Genomic DNA, 10,970 nt, shown 5'->3' on the forward strand with positions numbered 1-10,970 from the left:
ATACGGTAACAGCTACTTATAATGATGGGAGCCAACGCTCTGTTTCTGTGAAATGGGATCAGGACGAGTTGGATCAAGTGCTGAGAATTGGCATCGGAACACATGTGATTCAAGGTATAGTGGAGGGTGGAGAGACGGTAAAAGCCTATCTTGACATTACACCGAAAAACTATGTAGTGAATCCGAGCTTCGAGGATCAAGATAGAACGATGTGGACCATCATTTATCGAAACGGCACTTCTCCACATACGGATTATTTGGAGAAAGCTGCGGATGCGAAATCGGGAAACTATTCCCTTCACTTCTATTCGAGCGAGGCTGTTGATTTCCAGGTAGAACAGACGATCACCGGATTAGAGCCGGGATATTATGATTTATCGATGTTTTTGCAAGGAGGAGATGCCTCCGATGCGGAAATATACTTGTATGCGAAAACAGGAGGTAAAGAGTATCGGGCAGCTGCCGCGGTGAATGGTTGGTTGAATTGGAGTCATCCTGAGATTCATGATATTTATATTGGTGATGGAACTGTGACGATCGGAGTGAGCATCAAGGCAAATGGCGGCGCTTGGGGAACGCTGGATGATTTTCAATTATATCGAACTAAGTAACGAACTTTAAAAACCGGGCTGAGAAGAGCCCGGTTCCTTCATGTGTGAGCATGAATTTGGAGATGAAAGATTGCGCTATGAGTCTTGCATAAGCGGAATCCATTGCGATCTCAAGGGTTATGGAATCACGCCGCCCTATGCAATCTGCGAATGACAAAACTTGCAAGCAAAATGAGGATAACGGAACCGATCAGCGCGGGGATGATGTCAAATCCGCCGATGGTTGGCCCCCAGTTGCCAAAGAGCGCCGTTCCAAGCCAGGCTCCGATAAACCCAGCAATAATGTTGCCAATGATTCCTCCTGGAATATCGCGGCCCGTCAGAAGACCTCCCAGCCAACCGATGACGCCCCCGACGATTAAGCTCCAAAGAAACGACATGGATGATTCCTCCCTCAAATCATGAAAAGGATTCTTTTGTAATTTATATTGTGCGTCAAAAGGAGCATCAATTATGCACGCAAAAGCCCCATCATACTTTATCGGCGCGCATTCTCTGTTTTGGGCGTTTTGTCCGGGGGCAGAGTTTTGGCTGCGTATTGGAAACCATTGTGTTCATGATAACGGATAAATCGCCAGCTTCTCTTCCGTCTTCGTGCGCGGCCGGGCAGGAGGGGATTTGATCCGGGATCGAAGAAGCCGAGATGCAAAAGTCAAAACCGCGCTTGACTTGCAGTCAAACGCGGCTTTCGGATGAAGGAAAACTAGCGAATGGATTCAAGCTGCTTGGCCAAATGGTGGAGTTTTTTCTCGTGTTGGATGGTTTTGGACGCGAGGAAATGGACGGTTTCTTGCGTTTCGGTCAGCTCCACACGCAAGCCGGCGAATTTTTGCTCGAGTCGGTCAAACCGCTCGTTCACCTCGGCGCGAAATTGTTGCATTTCCGCTCTCAATTGGTTGGCTGTGTCTTGCATCTCCGCTCTCAATTGGTTAGCCATGTCTTGCATTTCTGCTCTCAGTTGGTTAGCTGTGTCTTGGATTTCTGCTCGTAGTTGGCTTCCCATTTCGTCAATTTGGGTGCGGATGTCGTGGGAAAACATTTTCAGCGCCTCGACTACTTCTTTCACGATGGTATCGCGTTCCATGCTTGTTCACCTCCTCTTTTTTGATTATACGACGTGAAGCAGGGAAAAGAAAAGGACGTTTTGAATAAGATTTTTCTCTGTTAATGGATGGTTGGCTTGAGTTGCGGCGTCGTGATTGGTCCATGATCATGGTGGCGTTTTGAGGGAACGGGTGGATCTGCCTCTTCGTTAATCAAAATATTAGTTTCTCGTTTATCACTTTTAGGGATTTATAATAAGTGATTTCTTATTATAAAAATAATAAACTATTATTTTACTTATTGATGGAAGGGACATATGATAAAAACAGTTATGTGATACCAATAGGGGGGGTTAGAGTGGAGAAGCGAAAGATGGCTGTTTGGCCATATTCGACTGCCCATGAAAAAAGTAAACATTTTTGGTTAGGAGGAGTGGCCTTTACGTTCTTGGTGGCCGCCGTTGGAATGGCATTGGCCTCCATACCTGGACTGGATCATTTAGGTCCGCTCGCTTGTGCCATTTTGCTTGCGGTGATGTATCGGCAGCTGTTTGGTTATCCAGAAGCGATTCGACCGGGCATCCAATTTGTTTCAAAATATTTGTTGCGATTGGCCATTATGTTATTTGGTCTAAAGTTGAATATGGATGTTTTGATTCATCAAGGATGGGGGCTTGTCATTCGTGATGCGGCGGTCATTATATTGGCTATTTTCATGATGATTTGGCTTGGCAACATGTTGAAAGCAAGCCCTTCTTTATCTTTATTGTTGGGCATCGGGACGGGGGTATGCGGGGCGGCCGCGATTGCCGCCGTTTCTCCCATTTTAAAATCGAACGACGACGAAACGGCTATCTCGGTTGGAATGATTGCACTTGTCGGCACGGTGTTCTCGATCGCGTATACACTGATTCGTCCTGTTTTGCCCATTTCATCTTTACATTACGGTATTTGGAGCGGGATGAGTTTGCATGAAATTGCCCACGTTGCGTTAGCGAGCGCTCCAGCTGGGCAGGATGCATTGGCTATGGCGTTGCTGGCAAAGTTAGGAAGAGTGCTTTGGCTTGTGCCGCTCAGTTTAGCCCTTATTTATTGGAGAAGAAAAAAAGACGATGGCCAGGAGGGGGGAGAAACGAAAGTGGAATTTCCTTGGTTTTTGCTTGGATTTATAATGATGAGTTTACTTGGTAGTTATGTGCTTGGAAACGCCATTCTTGTTTCTCAAAGCGTCTTAAGCTATATCTCTTCCTTCACCTCATTTCTTTTGACGGCGGCGATGGTCGGCCTTGGATTGAATGTTGATTTGCGAAAATTGCGGACAAACGGATTGCGTCCTCTTCTTGCCATGTGTATTGTGTCTCTTTTATTGTCTTTTTTATCTTTTTTTATCGCTTAACGTTCAAGGAAAAAGACGGCCCGCAAACGCTGCCGGTCGTCTTTTTATTAGGGAGATGGTGGTTGTGGTGAATGGCTGATTGAAGGTTGGTGAGTACGTACTATGGTTAAAAACACTTCCATGGCTTTTGTATAAAACGGAGTTTTCGGTGTAACGAGAGAAAAGTGGCGAAAAAATGGTTCATCATTGATCGGGATGATTTTTAACGTACCAAATGAAAGTTCTTTTTTTATCGTCCAGAGAGAGAGAAAGGTCAGCCCCAAACCAGCTTCTACCGCTTCTTTAATGAGCTGTGTACTGCCGAATTCCATGATTGAAGACGGAAAGAAGTTGTGTTTGAGAAAAAATTCGTCCGTTGCTTTTCTTGTTCCAGATCCTGTTTCGCGAACAATCCATGTGGCGTTGCAGAGGTCTTCCATCTGCACCGTCTCTTTTTGGGCATACGGATGATGAGCAGAAGCAACGACAACCATTTGATCTTTGGCAAATGGTTCAATATATACATTTTTCGGTTCGATATCCATTTCGATGATCCCCACATCCAGCTGATGGTCGCGCACCATTTCAACAATTTCATTCGAGTTCCCGATCGTGATGGTTGGTTTGATGAGTGGATAGTGTTGATGCAATTTTGCGATCATCTGTGGAAGAACATACTCGCCATACGTGTAGCTGGCCCCAATCGACAGCTCCCCGCTGGCTCGATTCATTAAATCATCAAGCAGTTGATTCATGCGTGTATACAGTCCGAGTATTTCTTTCGCATAGTGATAAACAATTTCGCCGGCTTTATTCAATTTGACGTACTTGTTTGTCCTGTCCAGAAGTTTCGTATCGAATAATCGCTCTAGCGTTTGGATGTGCTGGCTGACAGCAGGCTGTGTCATATGCAGCTCCTCAGCTGCTTTCGTGAAGTTTCCTTTTTCTACTACTTTTACGAACACGTATAGCAACTGATCCAAGGTTGTCCCTCCAAAACTTTGTTTGAATATACGCTTAGTTTATCATGCGTTTCGGTTAACGCCAATCGATTAGATACGGCAACCATCGACTTGTTGGATCAAGTGATCGAACAGTTTGTGCAATGGATTCATACGCATCGCGAACGGTGAGCGCGCCGTTCACTTTTTCTTTCGGCTGACGGTGAGTCCGAGTAAGTTAAATAATTTGCTTGACTATCAAGCAGGTGCAAGAGAATCGAGAGAAGAAAAAACGGCAGCGATGCCGTTTTTTCTTGAATGCTCATCTATTTCGCATAGCGGACCATCGTAAGCATGCCGCCCATGTCCTTTATCGAATGCATGTTGGTTGTATGGTGAGGTTTATGACAGTGAAAGACCCAATTTCCCGGGTTGTTGGCCAAAAATTCGATGTTCCATGTTTCTCCTGGCGCTACATTAATCGTGTTTCGTTTTAATCGTTTGCTGTCTTTGTAAGGCAGCTGAACCGTGGGACGCATAAGCGTAGGTGGGAGAGCGCTCAAGAACAGAATACATGCAGGTGTAATACAAAAAGCTGTAATCGGATGACACGCCCTCTGTTTTCGCTCAAACTCAGCCGGGATGTTCACTGACATGGACTAACCTGTTATTTGCACACATATATGTGTACAAATAAACATTTGCAGGAGGGATCATCCGTTGCCGATGTTATTCACTGGGGGGATCGCGGCGGTTTTGTCTTTCATTGTGATTGCTTTCATCTTTATCAAAAGGAAGAAAATCACATGCATGGCTGGAATGATGGCGGCGATGGCGTTAGGAATGTTGGCTGGGCTGACGGGCGGCCTGCTGGCTGGGATTTCTTACAACGGCAATCTCTTTTTGTCAACCATTTTAGGAATGGCTTTTGGGTTTTTAGCTGGATTTTTAGCTGGGATGCCGATCAGCATCATGGCCATCATCGACGGTGTTTTATCAGGAGTCATGGGCGGCATGATGGGAGCGATGTTAGGAGAAATGATTGCGCCTGAATATCGGGATTCTACGGTTCACATCATGCTTGTTCTATTTGTTGGAATGGCTTGTATTGTTCTATACATGCTTCAACAAGAAACGGGTTTTAACCGTGCGTTTTTGATCAATAAACTATTCCATAACCCGCTATGGTTAGCAATCGTCCTTCCGCTGTTTTTCTATTTGTATAACCATTTATATAATGAATTTTCTCGATCTTCTAATCTTCCGATAACGAATCCGCCTATGAACCATTTTATGGAGGACCACAACCAAACTGCATCTCCGTTAAGCATCGAAACAAAGGGGAAAAAGGTAGTGGTTGAAGCGACTGAATTTTATTACTTTCCTGAGAGTTTGCAACTGACTGTAGGACAGCCTGTTACCTTAATTCTGAAAAATAGCGGTCAAATGGAACACGATATCGAATTCGAAAATATGAAGATTTTGTTACAACAGAATGACCATGGAAACCATGCAGAAAATGCGGACATTCATGTTCATTCCTTGCCGGGGAAAACAGCCGAGGTGACGTTCATACCAATCGAACGCGGTGTGTTTCGATTTTATTGTACGGTTCCAGGGCATAAAGAATCTGGTATGGTTGGATTTGCGAAAGTTTCATAAGATGATGGCTGCCCAGACCTTCTCGGCATTTGTTTTGACCAATAGAAGGCGTGGCGACCAAAAGGGAAATGAACTTTTGTGAAAGCCTTGACAAATATTTGTAGTTTTTTATCAATATTTTCTCCACACTTTTTCTCTATTCTGAAAGTAAAGCAAAAGGGGAGATGATGAAAACGTTGTGGATCAATTTTGGGCTGCATCAAGTGTGAATGGGAGTATTGACAAATGCTAAAGATGCGGAAAAGGGTGCTTGGAGTTCCAATTAGATTTTTCATTCAAGTCAGGCGAAATTATGACATAAATGGTTAGCGATAGGTGAGAATGATTTTTAGATCATGCAGGAGGTGATGAGGATGATGAGCGGGATGATGAGTGGCTGGGGGATGATGGGGTTTGGCATTCTCGGCTGGTTTCTTAATTTGCTTGCCATTGGATTGGTCGTGTATTTTGCAGTAAAACTCGCATTGCGCGATAAACGCTGATCGATTCGCCTCTTATTTCACGCACCTCCCTACTATTAGAGGAGGCAAGGAGGGGAAATCTTATGTTGAATCGACGAGAGTTTCTTAGCAGGTCGTTAAAGGGGGCGGCTGAACTGCTGGCTGTTTCGGTATTGCCTGCAGGACTGGCTGCCTGCAGCAACGATAAGAAAACGGTCAATACAAGTTCAATGGCCAATCTCGGTCCTCTAAGCGAATTAGAAAAGGGAGAATTCCCTAAAAAGGTGCCGTATAAAGTCACCATAAAAGATGCATGGACCAAACAGGAAAGGGAAGGGTTTGTCTACATTAACAAAAATGAAGATGGTTCTTTACTCATTATGTCCCCGATTTGCACCCATCTAGGGTGTACCGTTGGAGATGCTGAGGAGAACATGCAGAAAACAGGCATCCGCTTCTTATGTCCGTGCCACGCGGGGCAATATGACGAATACGGTATCAATGTAGGGGGGCCACCGCCAAGACCGTTAGATACATTTGACGCTTATATTCAAGATGGCAATGTGTATATTGCCGTACTGAGCCCGAGGAAAAGGGAAAAATGAAAATCCGTTATTCCGCAGAAAAAACAGCAGGCTGGAACGTCCAACCTGCTACTTTTTCCTTTACGGCATGATGCTGATCCCGTTGGGCATTTCGCCTACTTGAACCGTTTGGATTGCTTTGTTTTGTTCTTGATCAATGACGCTCACGGTGTTGTCGAACATATTCGTAACGAAAACATACTTGCCATCCGGGCTTGTGACGACCCCATGCGCTCCGTTTCCTGTTTCAATTGTGGCCACGACTTGTTTCGTTTTTAAGTTTATCTTGCTTACAGAATGAGAGGGCGCCTCTTTCGTCCCTTGATTGGCGACATAAGCAAACGTATCGTCAGGCGACACGTACACTTGGGCTGGCCCTTGCCCGACAGGGATTTTTTCCACTTTCCCGCTTGTTACGTCAACAATGGCCAAGGCATTTTCAGCATTCAACGTTACGACTAACGTTTTGCCGTCCGAAGTAATGCCGGTTGTGACAGGGATGGATCCGACTGTGATTTTCTTTTCTTCTTTCATTGTTTGCAAGTTGAGAACACTGACGCTGTCTTCCCCCATGTTGGCGACATACGCGTATTGGCTGTCTTTGGAAATGCGAAGCCCGTGCGGGCCTTTTCCGGTTGGAATGGTTTCAATGACTGAATAGCTCGCGAGATCAATAACGGAAACGTTATTGTCTTCATTATTGGTCACAAGGGCGTATTTGCCGTTTTCAGTAAACACGATATGGGCGGGATGGTGTCCCACTTCCACTTTTTTGATTAATTCATTCGTTTCCGTATCATAAAACAACGCCATTCCTTTCATATCCATCGACTGGTCATGCCCGTGTTGCATGGCCGGAACTAACGTAGCGCCGAGAATAGCTCCGTCGGGAGAAACTTGGACGTTATGGACCGCGCCGTCGACTTTGATCGTTCCGACCACTTTGTTTGTTCTCGCATCAATTTTTGAAATGCTTCCGCCCTCGTTGGCAGTAAAGTAGAATTTGTTCGTTTCTTGTGTTTGTTCAAGGGCGGCTGGCTGCCCATTTTTCTCTGGTTCGGTTTTGTCTTGAGGGGAATTGGCTGCGCACCCCCCGAGAACAAACGCCAACATCGCCAATAACGATAACCATACAATCGCGGTTTTGCGCATGAGCGGTTTCCTCCTTTTGCTTTAGGTTGAGTCTACCGACATGATAGTGGCAAATGGGGGAGGTTGCTGTGATTAATTTCACAATAGCAATAAAATATCTTCAAATCGTTACAGTTTATTGAAATCCATACATTCTGCAAATTTATCCGATAAAGTATAAAAGTATGCAACGATTTACACTATGCATGAAGGGGAATGAACATCTATGACAAAAATGAAGAAAGTCATCATCATCACATCCGCTCTTCTTCTAAGCGCCTGTTCATCATCCAACGAAAAAGAACAGGCTTTTATTACGAGCAAAGAACAGTCAAAATCGAATGTATCTGTTACCAATAATCCTTTCTTTAAAGAAAAAAAGGAAGGGAAGATCGAACATTTGCATGGGGTTGGTTATGCAGGCAATCAAAATGCGGTTTACTTTGCTACTCATGAAGGGTTGCTCGTTTACCAAGACAATAAGTGGTATGAAACGGTTTCCAATAAACATGATTATATGGGCTTTTCAGCTACGGACGACGGCTTTTATTCATCGGGACATCCTGAAGAAGGTTCATCGTTAGGAAATCCACTTGGTCTTGTGAAAAGTTTTGATAATGGACAAACATTAATGAATTTAGGATTTTATAAACAGTCCGATTTCCATTATATGACGGTTGGTTATAAAAGCCATACCATCTATGTGGTGAATCAAGAAGAAAATGAAACGCTCGGACGAGGGGTATTTTACAGCAAAGATGACGGCAAAACGTGGTCGCCAAGTCAATTGAATGGCCTGCCGCAAACGGCAGCGAGAACGATTGTGGCTCACCCAACGGATGAAAATATGGTCGGGATTAGTACAGCCGAGGGAGTTTTCATTTCGAGAGATAACGGGAATACGTTTGAACGGTTTACGAGAAAAATTGATACGACGACATTTATGTTTCAAGAAAAGTCGGTTGTATTTGCAGCTGTAGAGAATGATCAGTCTATACTCATCAAACAATCATTAGACACAAAACACGAAGAAGTTCTTGCTGTTCCGCCATTGGATGAAAAAGATCATATCATGTATATAACTTCTAATCCAGCAAACGACAAAGAAATTGTGATCGTTACAATGAACGGGGATATTTTTATGACAAAAAATAACGGTGGAAGTTGGACAAAACTAGCATCAGAAGGGGAAATATAGGGACATGCGGGCGCATGTCTTTTTGTTTGCCTAAAAATATATCGCTCCATAATTTTTGCAAAATTCACTGCTACAATATAAGTAACGGATGGAGAGGGTGAGAAGAAGAGTGTATTCATTCCTAAGCCAAATCAGCAACCTGCTGAGCCAGCCGTTTCTGAATATGGCCAACAGCACAACAGCGCTTCCTGTTTTGTCAGCGTTTCTTCTTGGCATCGTCGGAGCGATGGCTCCGTGCCAGCTGACTAGCAACTTAGGAGCAATCACGTTGTACAGCAACCAATCTCTGCAAAAGGGGATCGCTTGGAAAGAACTGCTTTTATTTATTTTCGGAAAGGTCATCGCTTTTTCCGGGTTAGGCTTGATCGTCTGGTTGATGGGGAAGGAGATTCAAAGTACACTGACACTATACTTTCCATGGTTAAGAAAGCTGATTGGCCCGATTCTTGTTCTCGTAGGCTTGTATTTGTTAGGGCTTTTTAAAATGTATTGGAATGTCACTTTGTTCAGAGTGCCGAAGGGATGGGCAAAAGGAAAAATCGGTTCGTTTTTCATGGGATTTGGCTTTTCGTTGGCTTTTTGTCCAACGATGTTTGTTCTATTTTTTGTTACTCTAATGCCTCTCGTATACTCAACGTCTTATGGAGTGTTGTTGCCGAGCGTCTTTGCCGTCGGAACTTCTGTACCGGTTATTTTCTTCATCCTCATCCTTTGGTACTTAGGATTGAGCGGTGCTGTCATGAAAAAAGGAAGACGGGTAGGGAAGCTCATTCAGCAAACCGCTGGAATTGTGATGGTATTGCTTGGCGTGTTAGATACCATCACTTATTGGTTTTAAAGAAGATGATGCAGTAACAATGTTTGGAAGAACGTTTCAAGATGGTTAGGGTGATGTAGTTATAGTTGTATTTTTTTCGTCGCAAAGAAGAATCCTTTCTAATACCGATAGAAATATGAATTTTGGGGGAATGTATATTGCAATTCGGCAATATAGTCGTTCAGGGCGAAAATCTTTTGCTTATCAGCGGCTTATTGATAAGTTATGTCATGTTTTATTATGGTATTAAAGTATTAAAAATAGAGCGAAATATCATGGATTTAATTTTGAACAGTTTTATTAACGGTGTACTTATTTGGAAATTTAGTTATGTCGTTTTACATCCGAATTCAGTTTTACAAAATCCGATGACAATCCTTTATTTTAATGGGGGATATGTTGGCATTAGTATGGCGATTGTTTTTATCACGGTCTATACTTGGCTATACGTAAAAAAGCAGAATATTCCTGTGGCTTCTTATACGCGGGCAATGGTTCCAGTATATTTTGGCTATTTTAGCACTTTTGCATGGATCCGAGTAATGGAAAATTCCCAAAATTATTTCATCATTTTGCAAGCAATAGTAGCGATTTGTTTTTTTATAGTAGCATCACGAGTCAAAACTCAAAAAACTTTATTGCAACTTCTGATATGGTTCCATCTCATTCAATTCGAACTAGCCCTGTATAAAAAATATGTTGTAAATACAGTAATCATATCAAAAGAAGTATGGTTGTACGGCTCTCTCGTTATCGTTTTTATATGTATTTCATATTGGTTAGAGAGGCGAGAAAGAGAAGCGGCTCTTGAGGATAGGAACAAAGGACGGGGAAATGTAATCAATCAACTCGCTTTAGGTGTGATGGTGGTAAGTATTGCTGTATCTTCTATTTTTAACAGTCAACAGGAAGCGGGAAAGGTCAAATCAAAATCAGTTCTATCTACTTCATTGGATTGGGGAAAAATCGGCACGAATAAAGGAGAGGTTGCTCCGGATTTTGAATTACTTTCAATTACAGGGGATAAAATAAAATTGTCTGATTTGCGTGGAAAAACAGTGATATTGAATTTTTGGGCTACTTGGTGTCCGCCTTGCAGAGCTGAAATGCCGGAAATGCAAAAGTTCTACGAAAACAATAAAGATAGCAATGTAGAAATTTTGGCAGT

General features: G+C 43.3%; 13 protein-coding genes and 1 pseudogene. 9 read left to right on the top strand and 5 right to left on the bottom strand.

Annotated features, from left to right (window positions below; genetic code table 11):
• On the top strand, positions 1 to 611 hold a 611-nt coding region (locus VU18_RS03720), incomplete at its 5' end, for an Ig-like domain-containing protein (RefSeq protein ID WP_173426827.1).
• 125 nt (positions 612 to 736) lie between these two features.
• Here the strand turns inward: VU18_RS03720 and VU18_RS03725 are convergent.
• On the bottom strand, positions 737 to 991 hold the full coding sequence (locus VU18_RS03725) for a GlsB/YeaQ/YmgE family stress response membrane protein (protein ID WP_021321608.1): 255 nt from the start codon (positions 989 to 991) through the stop codon (positions 737 to 739).
• 323 nt (positions 992 to 1,314) lie between these two features.
• Positions 1,315 to 1,695: a hypothetical protein gene (locus VU18_RS03730; protein ID WP_011230390.1), complete on the bottom strand. Its 381-nt coding sequence runs from the start codon at positions 1,693 to 1,695 to the stop codon at positions 1,315 to 1,317.
• A 332-nt stretch (positions 1,696 to 2,027) separates the two neighbouring features.
• Between VU18_RS03730 and VU18_RS03735 the strand changes: the two genes are divergently transcribed.
• Positions 2,028 to 3,050 (top strand): YeiH family protein, encoded by a 1,023-nt coding sequence (locus VU18_RS03735; RefSeq protein ID WP_041467836.1) that lies wholly within the window; start codon positions 2,028 to 2,030, stop codon positions 3,048 to 3,050.
• A gap of 47 nt (positions 3,051 to 3,097) precedes the next feature.
• Here VU18_RS03735 and VU18_RS03740 read toward each other — a convergent pair whose 3' ends face one another.
• Positions 3,098 to 4,012, bottom strand: coding sequence for a LysR family transcriptional regulator (locus tag VU18_RS03740; RefSeq protein ID WP_011230392.1), 915 nt, complete (start codon positions 4,010 to 4,012; stop codon positions 3,098 to 3,100).
• An 18-nt stretch (positions 4,013 to 4,030) separates the two neighbouring features.
• Here VU18_RS03740 and VU18_RS21030 point away from each other — a divergent pair, with 18 nt between their 5' ends.
• Complete coding sequence (locus VU18_RS21030; RefSeq protein WP_255347947.1) at positions 4,031 to 4,162, top strand: hypothetical protein; 132 nt, start codon at positions 4,031 to 4,033, stop codon at positions 4,160 to 4,162.
• 134 nt (positions 4,163 to 4,296) lie between these two features.
• Here VU18_RS21030 and VU18_RS17200 read toward each other — a convergent pair.
• A pseudogene (locus VU18_RS17200) lies at positions 4,297 to 4,470 on the bottom strand (multicopper oxidase domain-containing protein); the annotation flags it as partial.
• Positions 4,471 to 4,696: 226 nt separating this feature from the next.
• Here VU18_RS17200 and VU18_RS03745 point away from each other — a divergent pair.
• The 3 genes from VU18_RS03745 (at position 4,697) to VU18_RS03750 (ending at position 6,677) form a co-directional block, all read left to right on the top strand.
• Entirely contained in the window at positions 4,697 to 5,632 is a 936-nt protein-coding gene (locus VU18_RS03745; protein WP_047757701.1) for a blue (Type 1) copper domain protein, read from the top strand.
• A 356-nt stretch (positions 5,633 to 5,988) separates the two neighbouring features.
• Complete coding sequence (locus VU18_RS21035) at positions 5,989 to 6,114, top strand: hypothetical protein (protein ID WP_255351075.1); 126 nt, start codon at positions 5,989 to 5,991, stop codon at positions 6,112 to 6,114.
• Between the two features lie 62 nt (positions 6,115 to 6,176).
• Positions 6,177 to 6,677, top strand: coding sequence for a ubiquinol-cytochrome c reductase iron-sulfur subunit (locus VU18_RS03750; RefSeq protein WP_015374213.1), 501 nt, complete (start codon positions 6,177 to 6,179; stop codon positions 6,675 to 6,677).
• A 60-nt stretch (positions 6,678 to 6,737) separates the two neighbouring features.
• Here the strand turns inward: VU18_RS03750 and VU18_RS03755 are convergent, their stop codons facing one another.
• Entirely contained in the window at positions 6,738 to 7,808 is a 1,071-nt protein-coding gene (locus VU18_RS03755) for a YncE family protein (RefSeq protein WP_047757671.1), read from the bottom strand.
• Positions 7,809 to 8,013: 205 nt separating this feature from the next.
• On the opposite strand from VU18_RS03755, the gene VU18_RS03760 reads away from it, so the two are divergent.
• The 3 genes from VU18_RS03760 to VU18_RS17205 form a co-directional block, all read left to right on the top strand.
• Positions 8,014 to 8,985, top strand: a complete 972-nt coding sequence (locus tag VU18_RS03760) for a F510_1955 family glycosylhydrolase (RefSeq protein WP_014195227.1) — start codon at positions 8,014 to 8,016, stop codon at positions 8,983 to 8,985.
• 109 nt (positions 8,986 to 9,094) lie between these two features.
• Positions 9,095 to 9,823 carry a sulfite exporter TauE/SafE family protein gene (locus VU18_RS03765; RefSeq protein WP_014195228.1) on the top strand — a complete coding sequence of 243 codons (729 nt, stop codon included), beginning with the start codon at positions 9,095 to 9,097 and terminating at the stop codon, positions 9,821 to 9,823.
• A gap of 122 nt (positions 9,824 to 9,945) precedes the next feature.
• Positions 9,946 to 10,970, top strand: a 1,025-nt coding sequence (locus VU18_RS17205) for a redoxin domain-containing protein (RefSeq protein ID WP_152668822.1), incomplete at its 3' end; no start/stop codon positions are given.

Source organism: Geobacillus sp. ZGt-1 (assembly GCF_001026865.1).
GTDB lineage: Bacteria > Bacillota > Bacilli > Bacillales > Anoxybacillaceae > Geobacillus > Geobacillus thermoleovorans.

Excerpts from the sequence above, each read along its gene's own strand:
- VU18_RS03725 (WP_021321608.1), bottom strand. The coding sequence starts at position 991 with ATGTCGTTTCTTTGGAGCTTAATCGTCGGGGGCGTCATCGGTTGGCTG.
- VU18_RS03730 (WP_011230390.1), bottom strand. The coding sequence starts at position 1,695 with ATGGAACGCGATACCATCGTGAAAGAAGTAGTCGAGGCGCTGAAAATG.
- VU18_RS03735 (WP_041467836.1), top strand. The coding sequence starts at position 2,028 with ATGGCTGTTTGGCCATATTCGACTGCCCATGAAAAAAGTAAACATTTT.
- VU18_RS03745 (WP_047757701.1), top strand. The coding sequence starts at position 4,697 with ATGTTATTCACTGGGGGGATCGCGGCGGTTTTGTCTTTCATTGTGATT.
- VU18_RS21035 (WP_255351075.1), top strand. The coding sequence starts at position 5,989 with ATGAGCGGGATGATGAGTGGCTGGGGGATGATGGGGTTTGGCATTCTC.
- VU18_RS03750 (WP_015374213.1), top strand. The coding sequence starts at position 6,177 with ATGTTGAATCGACGAGAGTTTCTTAGCAGGTCGTTAAAGGGGGCGGCT.
- VU18_RS03755 (WP_047757671.1), bottom strand. The coding sequence starts at position 7,808 with ATGCGCAAAACCGCGATTGTATGGTTATCGTTATTGGCGATGTTGGCG.
- VU18_RS03760 (WP_014195227.1), top strand. The coding sequence starts at position 8,014 with ATGACAAAAATGAAGAAAGTCATCATCATCACATCCGCTCTTCTTCTA.